The sequence below is a fragment of the Streptomyces sp. NPDC054796 genome, assembly GCF_053611545.1.
Window position 1 is genome coordinate 15737 of sequence record NZ_JBSHAO010000038.1, and the last position, 18313, is coordinate 34049.

Genomic DNA, 18313 nt, shown 5'->3' on the forward strand with positions numbered 1-18313 from the left:
CGGGCGGCCACCGCCGAGTCCGGCCGCAGGGCCGGAGCCGGGGACCCACTCGCGTACGCCGCGCGACCACCGCGTGCCCGCGTGCCACCCGGGGTGAATCGGCCCGTACGCGCCGCGTGAGCGGAGCGCTCCGGTCCGTAGGGCAGCCTTCCGACGCCCGAACCCGTCAGCTAACCCGGTAGGCGGTTCACGGAAGGAGTCGTCGGCCTTGGCGTCGCATCGCAAGCCGCGCACCCGCGTACTGCACTCCGCAGCCTCCAAGCGGGGCGTCATCGGTGTCACCACCGCGGCCCTCGCGTCCGTCACCCTGCTCTCCCAGGGCGCGACCGCCTCGCCCTCGGACGACGGCGGGGGCGGCGGCGGACGGCAGTCGGTCGAAGAGGTCAAGCAGAAGGTCGACAAGCTCTACCAGCAGGCGGGAGCCTCGACGCAGAAGTACAACGCGGCCAAGGAGAAGACCGACGCGCAGCGCGAGAAGACCGACGGCATGCTGGACGAGGTCGCCGAGCGCACCGACAAGCTGAACGAGTCGCGCCGTGTCCTCGGCAACTTCGCCGCCGCGCAGTACCGCACGGGCGGCATCTCGCAGACCGCGACGCTGCTGCTGACCGAGGACCCGCAGAGCTTCTTCGCGCAGACGCACCTGCTGGACCGCATGACCGGCCGCCAGAAGGAGGCCGTCGACGACTACGAGAAGCGGCAGAAGGCGGCCACCGAGAAGCGCGCCGAGGCGACGCGCGAGCTGGAATCGCTCTCCTCTTCACAGAAGGAGCTGAAGGAGAGCAAGCGCGAGGTGCAGTCGAAGCTGGCCGAGGCGCGGCAGTTGCTGTCGAAGCTGACCGCCAAGGAGAAGGCGCGGCTGGCGCAGATCGAGCGCGAGAAGCGGGCCGAGGCCCGGCGCGAGGCGGCCGAGCGGGCGGCGGCGGAGCGACGTGAGGCGGCCGAGCGCCAGAAGCGGGAACAGGGCGACGGGTCCGGTTCCTCCGAGGGCTCGGGCTCCGGTTCCGGTTCGGGTTCCGGTTCGTCGGGCGGCTCGTACTCGGCCAAGGCCGCGAAGGTGATCGACTTCGCCAAGCAGCAGCTCGGCAAGCCCTACGTGTGGGGCGCGACGGGACCCAACTCGTACGACTGCTCGGGGCTCACTCAGGACGCCTGGAAGAGCGCGGGGATATCCCTGCCCCGGACCACGTACGACCAGGTGAAGGTCGGCACGCGGGTCGCCAAGTCGGACCTGCGCCCCGGTGACCTGGTCTTCTTCTACGACGACGTCAGCCACGTCGGCATCTACGTGGGCGGCGGACAGATGATCCACGCCTCGAAGCCGGGCGACGACGTGAAGTACGAGGCGATCGACTACATGCCGTTCCACTCGGGGGTGCGGCCCGCCTGAAGCGGAGCGTTCGACGGGAGTACGCCGACGGGGCGCGGAGGCACCAGCGGGTGCGCCGCGCCCCTTCGCGCGCCCGGGGCGGCCCGGGGCGCGCGGATCGTCCGGGGCGGCCGGGGCGGCCGGGGCGGCCGGATCGAGGAACTACGCGCCGCCGTTCACGTCCACAGCACCGCGATGAAGATGTTGACGGTCGTCAGGGCGCCGACCGTGCCCAGCAGCGCTGACGGGACCTTCTCCTCGTCCCTCTTCACGTAGACCAGCCCCAGGATCACCACCAGCAGCGCCAGCTTGATCCCGATCTTGACGTTGTTCACGGGCTGGTCGTCCGCCTGGTTGAGGCCGACGAGGACGATGCCCGTCGCGAGCATGGTCAGCGCGCCGTGCAGCATGCCCGGCAGCATCCGCGCCGTGCCGGAGCGCAGGGCACCCATCTGGAAGAAGAAGCCGCCCAGCAGGGCCGCGATGCCCACGATGTGCAGGCAGACGAAGAGGTTGATGAGGACGTCCATGGCCCGGAGCGTAGCCCGGCCCGTAGCACCGCCCGACGGCCAGGGTGCGCCGATCGCCCGCATCGGTCACGGTCTCGCCGGTTCCCGTTCCGTAGCGGGCGCCCCCGTTCACGCCCGCACGCGCCGCATGGACGAAAGCGGACAGTCTCGGGCAGTCCCGGTCAACCCCACACCTCGCCGCACGGGGCAGGTTTAGCGTCCTCGTCCAGGTGGCCGGGTCCGCCCCGTGCGAGGCCCGGCCACCCCGCCGAGATCCGGCGGCGGCTCGTCCCCCCTGTGCGGGTCCGCCGCCGGATCCCCACCTCGACGGACGTACGGGCGTCGCACGCGACGCCGCACGGTGTACGGCCGCGACGCGACGCGAAGGAAGTGACGGCCGCACCATGGCCTCGCACCGAAAACCCAAGCCCCGCCCCCTCACCGGATCCGCAGCGCGCACGGCGCTCACCCTCGCGCTCGCCGCCGCCGCGAGCACCACCGCGTTCCAGGGCTCGGGCCACGCCGACCCCCGTCCCGGCTCCACCGCCCAGGTGAAGGCGAAGGTCGACAAGCTGCACCACGAGGCCGAGAAGGCCACCGAGGCGTACAACGGCGCGAAGGAGAAGGCCGACGAGGCGGCGGAGGAGCTGGAGGAACTGCGCGACCAGGCGGCGCGCAAGCAGGAGCGGCTGAACGCGACGCGGGACGCGCTGGGCGCGCACGCGGCGGCCGAGTACCGGAGCGGCGGCGTCGACCCGTCGCTCCAGCTCGCGCTCTCCTCCTCCCCCGAGAACTACCTCGACCGCGCGGCCGTCGCCGAGCGCGCGGGCGCGCGGCAGGCCGACTCCGTGCGGCGCGTCGGCGAGCAGGCGCGCGGCGTGCGGCAGCTCCGGGAGGAGGCGGCCGGGACGGCCGCCTCCCTCAAGAGCGCGGCGGACAGCGCGCGGCGCCACAAGCGCACCGTTCAGAGCAAGCTCAGGGAGGCGGAGAGGCTGCTGGACCGGCTGACGCCGGAGAAGCGGGCCGAGGTGCTGGGCGACGACGGTCACGGCGGTGCGCCCGACGGCCCTGACGGTTCCGACGGTTCCGACGGGACGGCGCGGGCCGACCGCTCGGGCAGCGGCTCGGGCGGCGGCGCCCGTGAGGCCACAGCACCTGCCACGGGCGTGGCCCCCGACTCGCGCGCCGCCCGTGCCGTCTCCTTCGCGCGGGGCGCGCTGGGCAAGCCGTACGTGTGGGGCGCAACGGGACCCGACGCGTACGACTGCTCCGGGCTCACCCAGGCCGCGTGGAAGGCGGCCGGCGTCTCGCTGCCGCGCACCACGTACACGCAGATCGAAGCGGGCCGCCGCATCCCCCGGTCAGGGCTGGCGCCCGGTGACCTGGTCTTCTTCTACGGCAGCGTCAGCCATGTCGGGCTCTACATCGGCGAAGGGCGGATGATCCACGCCCCGCGCCCCGGCGCGCCGGTACGGATCGCCCCGATCGACGAAATGCCCTTCTCCGGAGCGACCCGCCCGGCGTGAACGGGACGGTCCCGCCCCGCCCGCCAGGGGCACCGGGAGGCCCACCTCGCCGCGTAAGCGCTCCGCGACGAGGGCCGCCCCGCCAGGGGCGCGGGGGGGGGCTGCGCGACCAGCCACCGCGCACCCGCAGCCCGTGAAGCACACTCAGGGGCACACACTCACGCGCTCGGCGCTCCGAAGTACCCCTGCCCCTGCTGCTGCCCCTGAACGGGCTGTTGCCCGACAGGCGGTGCCCCGTACGCCTGCGGCGGCACGGGCGCCCCGGTGCCGAACGGGTTCGCGTGGCCCGGGAGTTGCGCCCCCGGCGGGAGATAGCGGCTGCGGCCGTTCTCGTCGCGTACGCGCGCGAAGCCCGCCGTCTCAAGGCGGGCCGCGAAGTTCGCGTTGCGCTGCCGCGTCCACAAGAAGCCCGCGCCGAGGAGCAGCATCAGCAGGACGTAGCCGATGACGCCGTAGACGAGCGCGTCGTCCTGTAGCGCGTCCCGCACCACGCCGAGCACCATCATCACGGTGAGCCCCACCGCCCCGGCCAGCATCCGCTTCTCGGCGCTCTTGCCGGTCAGGTCGAAGTTGATGCGGGCCTTGAGGAGTTCGAGGTGGTCGGCCGCCTCGGGGAGGGGCTTGAGCTTGCCGCCGGGCTGCATGCCGGGCAGATCGCCCCCGTTGCCCGCCTGCGGAAACCGGGCCATGTTGGCCGCGGCGCGCTGCTGGGCTGCGGGACTGGGGTCGCGGTGCAGCAGCATCGCCGTGCTGCCGTTCTGGGCGCCGGTCTGCGCGGCGTCCCCGTACTGGAAGCCGAACTGCTCGGCGATCAACGCCAGTCTGGCGAGCTTCTTCACCGAGGACATGCGGCTGACGACCGTGACGTCGTCCTGCGTGGCGATCTGCTGGAGCATCTTGCTGATCTGGCGGCTGCTCACGAGCCGTCCCTCCCGTTGGTGTGTAAGCGCCTCCTCAGGGGGACGGCGCGGAGCGCGCAGCATAGCGGGGACATGTCAGAGATCCGGGCACACCCCTGGTCACTTGCGCTACCCCCAGGTAGCTTCCGCTCCCGTACGGCCCTGATCAGGAGGAGCAGCCGCATGACGCACCCCTCTCGCCCCCACACCAGCCCCCTGGGCTTCACCTCGTCGTCCGCGTCGTCGGCGCGCCCGACGCCGATACCCACCGACCAGCTCCACTTCGCGATGCCCCCGGAGCACCAGTCCGTCGCCGAGGAGCGGCGGCACCGCAAGGAACGGCTCGCGGCGGCGCTGCGCCTGTTCGGGCGGTTCGGGTACGACGAGGGCGTGGCGGGCCACATCACCGCCAGGGACCCGGAGTTCACGGACTGCTTCTGGGTCAACCCCTTCGGGATGCCGTTCCAGCACATCACCGTCAGCGATCTCGTCCTCGCCAATGAGGAGGGACAGGTCGTCGAGGGCCGCTACCACGTCAACCAGGCGGCGTTCGTCGTTCACTCACAGGTGCACCAGGCGCGCCCGGACGTCGTCGCCGTGGCCCACAGCCACTCCGCGCACGGCCGCGCCCTCTCCGCGCTCTGCGAGCTGCTCGATCCGATCACCCAGGACGCGTGCGCCTTCTACGAGGATCACGCGTTCCTCAACGACTACACGGGCGTCGCCGTCGACGCCGACGAGGGCCGCCGCATCGCCTCCGCGCTCGGCCCGTACAAGGGCGTCATCCTGCGCAATCACGGACTGCTGACGGTCGGGGACACGGTGGACGCGGCGGCGTGGTGGTTCCACCAGATGGAGCGGGCGTGCGGCATCCAGCTCGCGGCGAAGGCGGCGGGCAAACCCGTGCTCATCGACCACAGGAACGCGGTGGCGACCCGCGAACAGATCGGCAGCGATCTCGTCGCATGGATCAACTACCAATCCCTCTACACCGGCATCACTCGTGAAGAACCGGACCTGCTGAGCTGACGGCCCCGCCCGTAAGGCACAATCCCCTTTCATCGCAAGGCAGTTGAGAGGTTGGGTGGCGCAGTGGCCGTGGACTCGGCACGGGACGGCGCGAGGGGCGCGGGCGACGAAGGCCCCCGCCCAGGGGCGCACGAAGGCCCCAGCGGTACGGGCGGCGACACGGGCGGTACCGCTCGTACGGGTGGTTCGGGCGGCACGGGCGGCACGGGCGGCACCGGCACCGGCAGTGGCGCCCGCACCGGCGCGGGCGGCTCGGGCGGTCCCGGCGGCCCGGGAGGCCCGGGAGGCCACGGCGGCCCGCCCACGGGCCACGGCGGCGGCAAAGGGCGCGACGACAGCACCGACGGCGCCCACCACTCCAACTGCACCTGCGGCGACTGCCCCCACGGCGCCCGCGAGGGCCACCGCCGCGCCCTGGCCGCGTTCGCCCGGCGCCGCGACGCGCTCGCCATCGGCGACGGCGTGCCCGCCGCGCTCGCGCACTCCCCGGGCGCCTCGCGCCAGTGGGTCTCCGACGAACTGACCGAGTCGGCCCGCGCCGTCTCAGAGCGCGCCCGCGAGGAGGGCGCCGCCTGGCTCGCGCGGCTGTGGCGGCACACGGTCATCGGCGTCTGGGCGGCCGTCGGCGTGCTGCTTCTCGGGCAGCTCCTCACCGCGATCGGCGCGGGCTGGTCCCTCGCGCGCGGCGCCTCCCTGCTCGCTGCCCTGGCGGCGGGCGGGCTGCTGACCGCCGCCGCGTATCTGCACCGCGCCCGCGGCGGCGCCCTCGCGCCCCTCATCGGCGAGGACAACCGGCTGTCCACCTCGCGCACCGTGGCCGCCGCCTGGGTGCTGCTGGTGGCCTTCGACGTCCTCGTCCTCGCGCTCGAACTCGCGGGCACCGGCGGTGCCGCGGACCGGCGCGCCCTGCTCGAAGGGCTGGGCCTGGCGCGCGGCGCCGGGCTGGTGACGGTGCTCGCGCTCACCTGCGCCGTGGCCGTCTTCGTCCGCAGGACCGTGACCGTCCGCGTGCAGGGCCAGCGGCTCCAGAAGGTGCGCGCCGACCGTCCCCGCGCGGCCGACCTCCTCACCGACGACGCGGGCCGCGGCTCCTTCTCCGACGTGCAGTACGTGCTGGTCAACGCCGTAGCGCTGCTCTTCACCGCCGTACGTCTCGCCCGTCAGCCCGAGCGCCTCCCCGACCTCCCCTGGAGCCTGGCGCTGCTGGTCGTCGTCTCCACCGCGACGTATCTCGCGGGCAAGTACGCGGAGGGCGGGCGGCCCGTGGTGCTCTCGGTCGTGCGGGCGCGGGAGGTCGGCGATCTGCACGCGCCCATCCGTACCGGCGACGACATCGAGATCCGCGGCGCGGGCTTCGTCCCGCCGGGCGCGGGCGCGGCCGACCGCCTCTCCCGCATGGTCGTGCGCATCGGGCCCGTCCACGTCAACGTCCCGATGATCCCCGTCGCCGGGGGCTTCACGAGCCCCGCCGACGATGTGCTGACGGTTCCGGTTCCCGTGGAGGTCGAGCCGGGACGCGTCGACGTGCAGGTCGTCACGGCCGCGGGCGTGGAGACGAACCGCTACCCGATCGACGTCGTCGACTAGTCACCCGTCCAGGCCCGGCCCTACGGGGGGGCGTGCGGCGGGAACGCGGAATGCCGCATGTACTCCGGTCCGCCGTGAGCAATCGGTTTGAGTCGGACGACTCTCGGTTCCGTACTTGCCTTGGGTGGAGTCGGTACGGGAAGAATCGCCTCCGCACACCGAAACACCGAACGCACTTGCGGGCTTCGCGGAAGGCGGTACGTGTATGTCACTGGCGGATCGTAGGGGCGACGACGAGGGTCCCAGGACGCTCAGCGGCTTCGACGGACCGGTCGGGGGCGGGCCCATGGGGCTGCGGGCCACGGCGTCGCGCTACGCGCTGCTGCCTCTGCGGCTCTTCCTGGGCGTCACCTTCGTCTACGCGGGACTCGACAAGCTCACGGACTCCGCTTTCCTCTCCGGGGGCGGGCCCGGATCGCTGGCCGAGATGCTGGACTCCGTGCGGGACGCGGCGGCGGTGCCCGCGCTGGTCGATCTCGCGCAGCACAGTCCGGAGGGATTCGGGACCGCCATCGCGGTGGGCGAGCTGGCGGTGGGGCTCGGCACGCTGTTCGGGCTCTGGGCGCGGGTCGCCGCGCTGGGCGGCGCGCTGATCTCGCTCACGCTGTGGCTGACGGTGAGCTGGGCGAGCGACCCCTACTACTACGGCAACGATCTCCCGTACCTCATGGCCTGGATCCCCCTCATCATGGCCGGCGCCCCCATGTACTCCCTCGACACCCTCCTCGCCCTCCGGCGCCGGAGGAGAGGCCAGCAGATCTTCGGCTGACGGAGCGAGCCGACCGAGCCGTCGCCCACCCGTATTCGACGGGAGACTCAGCCGTCCCGCGCGCCCGCCTCCCGCGAGGAGCCGTAGCCCTCGCGGAGGGTGTCCATGGGCATCTGGCCCAGGGGCGGCGCCCCCTTGCCGCGCTGCCGCGCGCGGCGGCGGACCATCAGCGTGACCAGAGCCGTGCACGCGGCCAGGACCAGCCCGAACGGCACCAGGACCAGCAGCACCCACAGGGGCACCGTCCACTCGCCGAGCGCGTCCATGACGTAGGCGAGCGCGGCGCCCAGCAGGACGAGACCCAGCAGCAGCCGCGCCGGTTCGAACCGGTGCCGCACGAGGTGACGTGTCATCGCGCACCCTCCCACTGCCCGGCCCCGGGGACGACTTCCTGGGGCGCGCCGTCGGAGCGTTCGCCGGAGGGCAGCACGCGCACGACCTCTATCTGTCCGACGCCCAGGCGCAGGCTCAGATCGAGCGTGCCCTTGGCCTTGGTCTCGCCCTCCTCCCCGTTCTCGACCCCGGCTCCGGCCCCGGCCCCGGACTCGGACTCGGCTTCGGCGAAGGGTTCCAGCGTCGTCTGGCGGTGCTTGGCGAGGCCGCCGGCGGAGTCGTAGCGGACGGGGCCGCCATCGGGGTCGTAGCTGAGGGGCAGCCGTATCTCTCCGGCGCCCACGTGCGCGTCGAGCCGGACCTCGGCGCTCGCGGGGACGACGACCTTGAGCTGACCGGCCCCGGCCCGCACCCCCGTGCGTATCGTCTCGTCCTCCTTGAGTTTCAGTTCGCTGAGATCGAGTTCGGCCTCGCCGCTGCCTGTGCGGTACTCCTGTCTGACCGCCGAGGCCGAGCCCGGCGTCCAGTGGCTGTCCCGCCAGTCCGTGCCGATGTCCTTGGGCAGCAGCGCCGCGCCCGCGAGCAGTACGGCCGTGAGGACGACCGAGAGGATCGTGCCGCCCCCGACGCGGCCCACGAACGCGCTGATGACCAGGCCCAGCGCGAAGACCGCGAGCGCCAGGCCGAGACCGAGGGTGAGGCTGCTGCTGAGGGAGCGGGTGCCCCACGTCGCCGACGTGCCTGTCGCGCCCGCCAGCACGGCCAGGCACAGGACGAGCCCGCCGATCGACTGCCGGTCACCGCGCCTGCGCCGCACGAACGCGGTCGGATCCGAGTCGGTGTACGGGTTGCCGTCAGGGCCCCAGAGATATCCGGTGTCCGGCCAGTAGTCGTAGTTCCCCGTGCCGAACGGCCCCGGTCCCCCGCCCCTGCCGTCCTTCGTCAGCGGCTCGCGCCACCACGAGGGCAAGGAGGGGGCGGGCGGGGCCTGGGTCTCGGGAGGTGCGTCGGCGACGGCGTGCGCGGTCGTCGGATCGACGGGCGCGCCCTCGGCCTCGGCCGCCTCCGCCTGGCGCCTGTGCTGCGACCAGTACGCGGCGCCCGCGACGGCCGCCACCAGCATCAGGGAGAAGATGATGCTGCCGTTGCCGAGGGAGGCGAGGAAGAGGCCGCAGCCGACGAGCGCGACGAGCACGGCCGACAGCGATGTGCCCTCCACGCGCCCGGACAGCAGCCGCCGCGCCTCGTTCTCCTTCTCGCCCTCGGCGGGGATGAACAGCCAGGCGAAGCCGTAGAAGATGAGCCCGAGGCCGCCGACGACGGAGAGCACGACGAGCGGGACGCGGAAGATGACGGGATCGAGGTCGAAATAGCGGCCGAGGCCGCCGCACACGCCGCTGACGACCTTGTGCTTGCGCCCGCGGCGCAGCCTGCGCCGGGGCTCCTCCGGCTCCTCCCCCGCCGCTGCCGCGCCGGGCTCTCCCCAGCCGGGCCACCGGGTTCCGGCCGCGGTGCGCTCGGCGCCCGCGGCGCCCTCGCCCCTCTCTTCGTGCGAGGGCCCCGGGCCGGGGCGCGGCTGTTGGTCGTCGGTCATACGGCTATGTTCGCTCCCCGCACGCGCCCCTGACATCCGGGACCGACCCGGACGCGTCCCTGAGATCCGCGTTCCGCTCGCGGGCCGACGCCCGTACGGGTCCTTACGCGCACGGACGGGCGAAAACCTAGGGGCCTCGTCAGGGGCCGACCCTGATGCCCCGACCCGCACACACGTGTGACGATCGATGCATGACCTCCCGCCCTTCGCCCGGCCTCCCCCACGGCCACAGTGCCGGGGAGTCCCCGACCTGCCGGAGGAGGCGCGATGCCCACCAGCCGTAGCAGCACCGAAGCCCCGTCCGGGGGCGCCGCCCGCACGGCGGCTGCCGGGCCCACGGCGTTCCCCGAGGAGCCGCCGCTGCGCAAGCTCTACCGCAGCGCCGAGGGCCGGATGCTCGGCGGCGTCGCACGCGGGCTTGCCGGGCACCTGGGGCTGCCCGTCTCCTGGGTGCGCATCGTCTTCATGGCGCTGTGCGTGGCCAACGGCCTCGGTGCGCTGCTCTACGCCGCCTTCTGGTTCGTCGTGCCGCTGGGCACCGGCGGCGTCGCAGGCGGCCGCACACGTCCTGGCGGCGCGGGCGCGGCGGGAGCGGGAGCCTTCGGGATAGCCGTCGAGGCCGACGGCAAGCGCAGGCGGCGCGTGCGCAAGCCCGACAAGGGCCAGATATTCGCCATGCTGGCGCTGATCGCGGTCATGGTGATCGTCGGCGACAGCCTCCAGTTCGGGCGGGCTAACACCTATCTGTGGCCGCTACTGCTGATCGGCCTCGGCGTCATCCTCGTCTGGCGCCAGGCGGACAACGCGCGGCGCGCGCACTGGGCGGAGGTCAGCCGCCGCAAGCGGCTGCTGCCGATCGCGCGCGGCGCGGCGGGCGTGCTGCTGGTGGCGGTCGGGGTCAGCGGCATCGTCGTCGTCCAGGGCTCGGCCCGGCACCTGGGGCCCGTGCTCCAGGCTGCGCTGGCGATCCTGGTCGGGGTCGCGCTGCTCGCGGGCCCGTATCTCGTACGGATGATGCAGGACCTGTCCGAGGAACGTCTGATGCGTATCCGCGCGCAGGAGCGGGCCGAAGTGGCCGCGCACGTGCACGACTCCGTGCTGCACACCCTCACCCTGATACAGCGCAACGCCGAGAACCCCCGCGAGGTCGCCCGCCTCGCGCGCGCCCAGGAGCGCGAGCTGCGCGCCTGGCTGTACCGCCCGGAGGGCACGGGCAAGGACGACGAGGACGAGGAGCCCTCAACACTGGCTGAGGCCGTACGCAAGACGGCGGCGGAGGTGGAGGATTACCACGGCGTCCCCGTGGAGGTCGTCTGCGTCGGCGACTGCCCCCTGGACGAGCGCCTCGGCGCCCAGATTCAGGCCGCGCGCGAGGCGATGGTGAACGCCGCCAAGTACGGTGGCGAGGGCGGCGCCGTCCAGGTCTTCGCGGAAGTGGAGGGCCGCACGGTCTTCGTCTCCGTACGGGACCGTGGCCCCGGCTTCGATCTCGACGCGGTGCCGGCGGACCGGATGGGCGTGCGCGAGTCGGTCATCGGCCGCATGCAGCGCAACGGGGGCACAGCACGGGTGCGGTCGGCACCGGGTGAGGGGACAGAGGTGGAGCTGGAGATGGAGAGGGCGACGGATTCGTGAGCGACGAGACAGCAGGTACCCCGGCGAGCACGTCCGGCGAGGGCGACGCGGTGGACGCGCACGCGCCGGGCCCGGCCGACACGGTGGACGCGCACGCGCCGGGTCCGGCGGCGGGGCGTCGCGTGCGGGTCGTCCTGGTGGACGACCACCGGATGTTCCGCGCGGGCGTCCAGGCCGAGATCGGGCGTACGGAGACGACGGGCGTCGATGTGGTCGGCGAGGCCGGGGACGTGGACCAGGCGGTCAGCGTCATCGGGGCCACCCGCCCGGACGTCGTCCTGCTCGACGTCCACCTCCCGGGCGGCGGGGGCGTCGAAGTGCTGCGCCGCTGCGCCCCGTTGATGGCCGCCGACGAGCCCGTCCGGTTCCTCGCCCTGTCGGTCTCGGACGCGGCCGAGGACGTCATCGGCGTCATCCGGGGCGGCGCGCGAGGCTACGTCACCAAGACCATCACGGGCACGGACCTCGTCGACGCGATCTTCCGCGTCTCCGAGAACGACGCCGTCTTCTCCCCGCGTCTCGCGGGCTTCGTCCTGGACGCCTTCGCCTCCACGGACGCCCCGCCCGTGGACGAGGACCTGGACCGCCTCACGCAGCGCGAACGCGAGGTCTTGCGGCTGATCGCACGAGGTTACGCGTACAAGGAGGTCGCGAAGCAGCTCTTCATCTCCGTCAAGACGGTCGAGTCCCACGTCTCGGCGGTCCTCCGCAAGCTCCAGCTCTCCAACCGCCACGAGCTGACGCGGTGGGCGACGGCACGTCGGCTGGTGTAGCCCTCCGTGAACGGTTCCGCCTCGTGAACGGCTCCGTGCCCTGCTCCGTGCTTCGCCTCGCGGAGCCCTGATCACGCCGCTACTCTGTGCGCGGACGCACAGTGACGGGCGGAAACGGGCGGAAAGTGGATAGGAGGGCGCATGCTGCTGAAGTTCCGCGTGGCCAATTTCCGGTCGCTGCGTGACGAGCAGACGCTTGCCTTCGTCCCGCCACCCGATGAGCCGAGCGCCATGACGCGAGAACTGGGACTGTCCGACGGCAAGAGCCTCCCCGTCTTCCCCGTGCTCGGCATCTTCGGCGCCAACGCCTCCGGCAAGTCCAACGTGCTCGACGCCCTGGCCGACATGCGCGAGGCGGTCCTCACCTCGTACGCGAGTTGGACAGCGCACGAGCGCATCCCGCGCGAGCCGTTCCTGCTCGACCGGAAGCACGCGGCGGAGAGCACCTTCTACGAGGCGGACTTCATCCTCTCCGACACCGGCGTCCGTTGGACCTACGGCTTCGAACTGGGCGACCGCCGCGTGGAGTCGGAGTGGCTGCACGCCTACCCCAAGGGGCGGCGCCAGGTCTGGTTCGACCGCGACGCGGCCCGGGACCGGGAGTTCGACTTCCCCGGCGGACGGCTGCGCGACCGCGCCCGCCTGGCGGACACCACCCGCCCCGATGCCCTCCTCCTCACCCGCGCCGCCAACGACAACCACCCGCAGCTCACACCGGTCTTCCAGTGGTTCCAGCAGAACCTCCGGGGCGTCGCCCCGGCAACGGCACACCATCAGCGCGAGGCGTACACGGCGGAACGGCTGCTGGAGAGGCACGACCGCGAGCGCATCGAAGAACTGCTCCGCGTCGCCGACCTCGGCATCCGCAAGGCGAAGGTCGAGCGGAAGCCCGGTGAGCGGCCGAGAGTCGAGCTGCTGCACAGTGGCGACAGCGGTGAGGCCGTCGCGATCGACTGGGCGCACGAGTCCTTCGGCACCCGCTCCTGGTTCGCGCTGATCGGCCCGATACTGCTCGCGCTGGACGACGGAGCGGTCCTCCTCATCGACGAACTGGACGCGAGCCTCCACCCGAAGATGGCCGCCGAGGTCGTCCGCCTCTTCCAGGCCCCCTCGGTGAACGTCAACGGTGCCCAACTCGTCTTCACCTCGCACGACGCCTCATTGCTGAGCCTGCCCAGGGGCGGCCGGCTGCTCGATCCGGGACAGATCTGGTTGACGGAGAAGGCCGAGGACGGCAGCACGGAGCTGTATCCGGTGGCGGATGTGGAGCCGGGCGTGGAGGAAGACCTCACCGACTCCTACCTGGCGGGGGCCTTCGGCGGCGTCCCACGGCTCCCTCCGGGGAAGCTCGGCCGCAGCCTGCGCATGACGGAGGAAATCCAGCACGCGACGGGGGCCGACAACTCCTGATGGGCAGAAAACGGGGAGAGGACAACGCTCACCGACAGCGGCGGGAGCGGCGAGGGAAGCGCGCACGAGAGGTGTACGTCTTCGCCGAGGGCGAGGTGACGGAAGAGGAGTACGCCGAGATCGTCCGCGCCCACGGGACGCGCGGCACTCCGGGTCTCAACGTCATCTGCGAGTTCCGGACCCCACGGGACCGCAAGCCGATGCCGTTGGTCGAGGACGCCGTCGCCTTCGCGCGCGGGGTGCGGCGCAAGGCGAGGAAAGCGAAGCTCACGGAGGACGACGACCGCTGGCCACAGGTGTGGTGCCTCTTCGACCGCGACGAGCACAAGTTCGTCAGAGAGGCCGTCGCCCTCGCTGAGCGGGAGCAGATCGGTGTCGCGTACTCACATCCTTGCTTCGAGTTGTGGCGGCTCCTCCACTACCAGAACTACACCAGCACCTTCGCAGGCGTGTGCAACGGTGCGCGGGACAAGCTGCGCGCACAGAACGGCTTCCCGCAGACCTACGGTCCGACGGTCGCCAAGGTCGACGACAACCTGGTGAAGCACGTACGGGCAGGTCAGGTGCTCGGCGGGTACCAGCAGGCCAAGAACTACGCGAAACGCATCAACGTGCAGCACCGGCACCCCGATCCGTGCCGATGGGATCCGTACACGGGCGTGTGGACGTTCGTGGAGAACGCCCTCGACATCACGGACTACTGAGCGGCCGGAGCGCGCCTCCGCGCAGTGCTGGATGCGGGGATGGCCCCGCCAAGAAATGCCAGTTCGGGGGCGGGTTTCACGCACCGTTACCACGTGTCGCCAGACCCTCACGCGGCGTGCACTCTGCCGCTTGTCAGCTCGCCTCGTTTCGTAAATGAGGCGGCCCCCGTCGGTGCGCCAACACCGGGTCGGGGGCCTTCACCACCGAGGTCACAAGGAGACCTGGGATGCACCGGCATGTTACCGCGCCTACGCGCTTCTACTCCCAGTTGCCGAACGACATCATCCGGCACCCGCGCCTGTCCGCGAACGCCGTACGGCTTTTGGCCTGGCAACTCTCCCTCCCCGAAGGCTCCGACGAACCGCTGTGGAAGACGGCGGAACGCGCCGGGATCGGGAAGATCGCGTTCCAGCGGGCCAAGTCCCAGCTACGCGCCGAGTGCTACCTGTACGAGTGGCGCTGCCAGGGCGAGGGCGGGCGGTGGACGACGGTGCAGCTCGTCGCGAACGTGCCGCTCTCGCCCGAGGAAGCGCACGCGGCGCGGTATCCGACAGCCGTCACACCGGCCGCCGGTGCGCCGACCGATCGGGCGTCCGCCCCTCAACCCCGTAGAACACCCGGGGAGAACACCTCCCACCCGGCCGCCGGGCACGAGGCCGATGCCGGAGCCGAGGCCGAGGCCGAGGCCGAGGCCGAAGCGCTGCTGCTCTCGCTCGGACGGGCCGCCCCGCACCTGGCGATGCCCGTCGCCAAGGCACGGCGCTGGGCCCCGCTCGCCGCGCCCTGGCTCGCGCTCGGCCTGCCCGCCGCCGAGTTACGTCGCACGCTCGTCTCCGGTCTGGAGCAGGCCCGTTCGCCGCTCGGGGCCCTGCGCTGGCGGCTGGAACACGCGCTGCCAGCGGTGCCGGACGTGGCGGCCGGGCCGCCTCCGGAACCCCGCGTCGCCGCCATGCGGGAGTGCGCGGGCCCGCATACGCAGCCCCTCCTCTTCACGCCCGTCGGCGACGAGGAACGGTGCCCCGGCTGCCGCACCGCGCGCGCCGAATCAGCCAGTAGCGCCGGGCTCGCCGCCTTCAGGGCGGCGCGCGGCGCACGGAAGGTCCCGGTCACGGCCAGCCCATGACTGACCTCGCCGGTTCAGGCCGTCGCGCCCTGGAACCCTTCGTACTCCTCGTCCTCGTCCACCTCGTCGGGCACCCGCAGCACCGCCACCCACAGCGGCGCCAGCCAGTGCAGCAGAAGCACCGCGAAGGACGTGACCGCGAGCGGGACGGAAAGGTCGTGGAACGGGACGTCGAACAGCATCGCGGCGACGAAGAAGCCCAGCAGCGCCGTGGTCATCGCGCCCAGGGTGAGGCGGTGGGCGCGGGTGTGGACCTCGCCGCGTTCGGCGAGCTGACGTTCGTCGAGCGCGCGGGAGCGCAGTTCCAGCAGGCCACGTGTGCTGGCGTTGAGCACCCCCGTCACCGGAATCCACGCCACCATCGGTACGAGGACGGCCGCCGACCACCACGGCTCGTCGCTCAGGAAGAGCAGCACCGCGCCCGTCGCCGTGACCGCCGTCAGCGCCATGTGGCTCGCCACGAAGAAGCGGCGGCGGGCGCGGGTGGCGTGGGCGCGGCGGGTGCGCGGGTCGTTCATCGTCCGGTACAGCCACCTGTCGTGACGCGTGACGTTCATGGCGTATCTGTCCTCCCCGTTGACGGCTTCGTCGACGATCTGGCTAACGGCTTCCTGCCGTAGACCTCGTCCGTGAGCGAGCGGAACGGCTCCAGCGAGAAGAGCGCCTCGACCGGCAGCTCGAAGTACGCGGCGATGCGCAGAGCCAGGTCGAGGCTCGGGTTGTACTGGCCGCGCTCGATGTAGCCGATGGTCTGGTAGTGCGCGCCGACCGCCTCGGCGAGGCGCTGACGGCTCACCTTGCGCTCCGCCCGCACCACCGCCAGCCTGTTGTGCACCTGCTCGCTCATGTATAAGAAGTACTACATTCATGAGCACACCCACAAGCCCGCCTCCGCACAGGCGCTAACCTCGGCGCGTGCTGCTCCCCCGCCTCCGCCGCCTCCCCCGCCGGATATCCGGCCGCCTCCGCGCCCTTCCGCGTCGCGCCCGACTCACCCTGACCGCAGGGACCGTGGCCCTCGCCGTGCTGGTCGTCGGCGGCGCCGTGGTGCTCGTACCGGTGCTGAGCGGCGACGCCGACGCCGCGAGCGCCTGCCGCCAGGCCCCGGACCCGGCCCGTCGGCTCGCCGCCGACCCGCGACGGGCCACCGCCGCGCTCGACCCCGGCGAGGACATGCGCCGCACGGAGCCGCTGCGCCGCCTGCTGCGTACGGGCGGAGCGCCGCTCTGCGAGGGCGCGAAGGGCACGGAGGCGGCGGGCCGCGCACTCGTCGCGGCGGCCACGGGCGCCACCGACAACGCGAGGGACGCGGGGGACGCGAGGGACGCGAGGGACGCGCAACCGCACACCGCCGCACAGGCCCGCATCGTGCACGGCGCGGTGCTCCTCCTCGGAGAGGACCCGTACGACGAGGCCGACTTCCCCCTCGCGCTCGCCCCGTACGTCGCCCGCGTGCTCGCCGCCTACATCGGCGACGTCCGGCGCGACATCGACTACCCCGCCGAACGCGACTGGTCCCGCCCCACCGCCACCCGGGACGAGGCCCGCTACGAGGACGGCAGCGGCAACTGGTCGGAGCCCTTCCCCAACGGGCGCGACGTGCACGCGGTCTTCAGCGTCTCGGAGGTCTCGGAGGCGAGCCAGCGGCTCAAGGCCGTCGTCCACCACGCCGTCGCGGACCCCCACGCCTACGCGATCCTCTACGACGCCGAACGCGCCTACTTCGCGGCCTACTTGGAGCGGCTGGACGACGACGGCTCGGAGCCGGGCCACAGCGGGCCCGACGGGCTGATGGGCACGGAGGTCGAGTTCAGCCGCACCACCGGCTTCCTGGCCGTCCTCGCACGGTCCCGGACCTCCCACGTCGAGGACGGCACCGTCCCCGACCTCGCCGCCTTCGACCGCGCGGTACTCCGCCACACCCGGGGCACGTACCTCGCGGCGGACCACCGCGTCACCAGCCGCCCGCCCATGGCCACCGTCGCCCAGCGGCATCCCGACGCCGGGCCGGGGAAGGGCGAACGGGCCGTGGCGCGGCTGCTGGACACCAGGGTGCGGCTCTTCGAGACGTTCGACGCCTGGGCGAAGGCTCGCGACGTGCCCGAGGGGACCGCGCGGCGGCTGCGTACGGAGCTGGAGACGCGGTACACGCGGGCCCTCGCCTACTGATACGGGCCTGCGGGCGGGCCCGGGATCAGCTTTGCGCGGTGGGGCGGACGACGACCTCGTTCACGTCGACGTCGGCGGGCCGCTCCACCGCGAAGGCGATGGCCCGCGCGACGGCCTCCGGCGGGATCGAGAACCGGTCGCGCATGTCGCCGACCAGCGCCTTCGCTCCGGGGCTGGTCACCCCGTCGCCGAACTCGGTCGCGACGACGCCGGGCGAGACGGTCGTCACGCGCAGCGAATCGCCCGCCTCCTGGCGCAGCCCCTCGCACAGGGCGCGCACCGCGAACTTCGTCGCCGCGTAGACGGCCATGGTGGGCACGATCCGGAACGCGGCCGTGGAGGCGACGGTGACGAAGTGGCCGCCGCCTTGTGCGCGGAAGACCGGCAGCGCGGCGCCGATGCCGTGCAGCACGCCTTTGATGTTGACGTCGACCATCCGGTCCCAGTCGTCGACGCGCAGTTCGTCGAGCGGTGAGATGGGGCCGATCCCGGCGTTGCCGACCAGCACGTCGAGCCGTCCGAACCGCTCGCGGGCCAGATCGACCAGGCCGTGCAGATCCTCGCGCCGGGTCACGTCCGTACGGGCGTGCACGGCCGTGCCGCCCGCCTCCTCGATCCGCCGCGCCAGCTCCGCGAGCCGATCGGTCCTGCGCGCCCCGAGCACGAGCCGCGCGCCGCGCCGGGCGAGCAGCAGCGCGGTCGCCTCACCGATGCCGCTGCTGGCCCCGGTGACGACCACGACCTTGCCCTCCACGCCCTCGCACCCGTCCCTGCTCTGTTCCGTACCGAGTTCCGTACCGAGTTCCGTACCGGCTGCCGACATGGTGGTTCCTCTCTCGTCGCGTCGGCGGGAGCCACGCGCTCCGGCTCCCGCCCGAAAGCA

Annotated in this window: 18 protein-coding genes and 1 riboswitch; of the genes, 11 read left to right on the forward strand and 7 right to left on the reverse strand. The window is 72.7% G+C overall.

The features are described from left to right. The first annotated feature begins 1 nt into the window (after nt 1). Nucleotides 2-200, forward strand: a riboswitch (cyclic di-AMP (ydaO/yuaA leader). A gap of 8 nt (nt 201-208) precedes the next feature. Then, complete coding sequence (locus tag ACWGJ2_RS27235) at nt 209-1390, forward strand: NlpC/P60 family protein (protein WP_453348881.1); 1182 nt, start codon at nt 209-211, stop codon at nt 1388-1390. Nucleotides 1391-1545: 155 nt separating this feature from the next. On the opposite strand, the gene ACWGJ2_RS27240 is transcribed toward ACWGJ2_RS27235, so the two are convergent. Next, entirely contained in the window at nt 1546-1899 is a 354-nt protein-coding gene (locus ACWGJ2_RS27240) for a hypothetical protein (RefSeq protein ID WP_453348882.1), read from the reverse strand. Between the two features lie 383 nt (nt 1900-2282). Here ACWGJ2_RS27240 and ACWGJ2_RS27245 point away from each other — a divergent pair, with 383 nt between their 5' ends. After that, nucleotides 2283-3404 (forward strand): NlpC/P60 family protein, encoded by a 1122-nt coding sequence (locus tag ACWGJ2_RS27245; RefSeq protein WP_453348883.1) that lies wholly within the window; start codon nt 2283-2285, stop codon nt 3402-3404. A gap of 158 nt (nt 3405-3562) precedes the next feature. Here ACWGJ2_RS27245 and ACWGJ2_RS27250 read toward each other — a convergent pair whose 3' ends face one another. Further along, entirely contained in the window at nt 3563-4324 is a 762-nt protein-coding gene (locus ACWGJ2_RS27250) for a hypothetical protein (protein WP_453348884.1), read from the reverse strand. 162 nt (nt 4325-4486) lie between these two features. Here ACWGJ2_RS27250 and ACWGJ2_RS27255 point away from each other — a divergent pair, with 162 nt between their 5' ends. From ACWGJ2_RS27255 to ACWGJ2_RS27265, 3 genes are all read left to right on the forward strand, one after another. After that, nucleotides 4487-5332 carry a class II aldolase/adducin family protein gene (locus ACWGJ2_RS27255; RefSeq protein WP_453348885.1) on the forward strand — a complete coding sequence of 282 codons (846 nt, stop codon included), beginning with the start codon at nt 4487-4489 and terminating at the stop codon, nt 5330-5332. 69 nt (nt 5333-5401) lie between these two features. Further along, complete coding sequence (locus tag ACWGJ2_RS27260; RefSeq protein WP_453348886.1) at nt 5402-6919, forward strand: hypothetical protein; 1518 nt, start codon at nt 5402-5404, stop codon at nt 6917-6919. Between the two features lie 286 nt (nt 6920-7205). Beyond that, nucleotides 7206-7688 (forward strand): DoxX family protein, encoded by a 483-nt coding sequence (locus tag ACWGJ2_RS27265; RefSeq protein ID WP_453348933.1) that lies wholly within the window; start codon nt 7206-7208, stop codon nt 7686-7688. 47 nt (nt 7689-7735) lie between these two features. On the opposite strand, the gene ACWGJ2_RS27270 is transcribed toward ACWGJ2_RS27265, so the two are convergent. Next, nucleotides 7736-8041 carry a hypothetical protein gene (locus tag ACWGJ2_RS27270; protein ID WP_453348887.1) on the reverse strand — a complete coding sequence of 102 codons (306 nt, stop codon included), beginning with the start codon at nt 8039-8041 and terminating at the stop codon, nt 7736-7738. Next, nucleotides 8038-9615: a PspC domain-containing protein gene (locus tag ACWGJ2_RS27275; protein WP_453348888.1), complete on the reverse strand. Its 1578-nt coding sequence runs from the start codon at nt 9613-9615 to the stop codon at nt 8038-8040. The genes ACWGJ2_RS27270 and ACWGJ2_RS27275 overlap by 4 nt, the downstream gene beginning before the upstream one ends. A 267-nt stretch (nt 9616-9882) precedes the next feature. Between ACWGJ2_RS27275 and ACWGJ2_RS27280 the strand changes: the two genes are divergently transcribed. The 5 genes from ACWGJ2_RS27280 (at nt 9883) to ACWGJ2_RS27300 (ending at nt 15261) form a co-directional block, all read left to right on the forward strand. After that, nucleotides 9883-11250, forward strand: a complete 1368-nt coding sequence (locus ACWGJ2_RS27280) for a PspC domain-containing protein (protein WP_453348889.1) — start codon at nt 9883-9885, stop codon at nt 11248-11250. Nucleotides 11251-11300: 50 nt separating this feature from the next. Next, entirely contained in the window at nt 11301-12023 is a 723-nt protein-coding gene (locus ACWGJ2_RS27285; RefSeq protein WP_453348934.1) for a LuxR C-terminal-related transcriptional regulator, read from the forward strand. Between the two features lie 141 nt (nt 12024-12164). After that, nucleotides 12165-13433: an AAA family ATPase gene (locus ACWGJ2_RS27290; RefSeq protein ID WP_453348890.1), complete on the forward strand. Its 1269-nt coding sequence runs from the start codon at nt 12165-12167 to the stop codon at nt 13431-13433. Between the two features lie 71 nt (nt 13434-13504). Next, the gene (locus ACWGJ2_RS27295) at nt 13505-14137 is read left to right on the forward strand and encodes an RloB family protein (protein ID WP_453348891.1); all 633 of its coding nucleotides are present in this window, start codon (nt 13505-13507) and stop codon (nt 14135-14137) included. Between the two features lie 227 nt (nt 14138-14364). Continuing rightward, complete coding sequence (locus ACWGJ2_RS27300; protein WP_453348892.1) at nt 14365-15261, forward strand: hypothetical protein; 897 nt, start codon at nt 14365-14367, stop codon at nt 15259-15261. Between the two features lie 14 nt (nt 15262-15275). Here the strand turns inward: ACWGJ2_RS27300 and ACWGJ2_RS27305 are convergent, their stop codons facing one another. Together ACWGJ2_RS27305 and ACWGJ2_RS27310 are read right to left on the reverse strand one after the other, a co-directional pair. Beyond that, on the reverse strand, nt 15276-15818 hold the full coding sequence (locus ACWGJ2_RS27305; protein ID WP_453348893.1) for a hypothetical protein: 543 nt from the start codon (nt 15816-15818) through the stop codon (nt 15276-15278). Continuing rightward, the gene (locus ACWGJ2_RS27310; RefSeq protein ID WP_453348894.1) at nt 15815-16108 is read right to left on the reverse strand and encodes a helix-turn-helix transcriptional regulator; all 294 of its coding nucleotides are present in this window, start codon (nt 16106-16108) and stop codon (nt 15815-15817) included. Before ACWGJ2_RS27310 ends, ACWGJ2_RS27305 begins: the two co-directional genes overlap by 4 nt. A gap of 68 nt (nt 16109-16176) precedes the next feature. On the opposite strand from ACWGJ2_RS27310, the gene ACWGJ2_RS27315 reads away from it, so the two are divergent. Beyond that, the gene (locus ACWGJ2_RS27315; RefSeq protein WP_453348895.1) at nt 16177-17430 is read left to right on the forward strand and encodes a hypothetical protein; all 1254 of its coding nucleotides are present in this window, start codon (nt 16177-16179) and stop codon (nt 17428-17430) included. 25 nt (nt 17431-17455) lie between these two features. Here the strand turns inward: ACWGJ2_RS27315 and ACWGJ2_RS27320 are convergent, their stop codons facing one another. Then, a complete protein-coding gene (locus ACWGJ2_RS27320; RefSeq protein WP_453348896.1) occupies nt 17456-18253 on the reverse strand; it encodes an SDR family oxidoreductase in 798 nt (265 codons plus the stop codon). Nucleotides 18254-18313 lie beyond the last annotated feature (60 nt).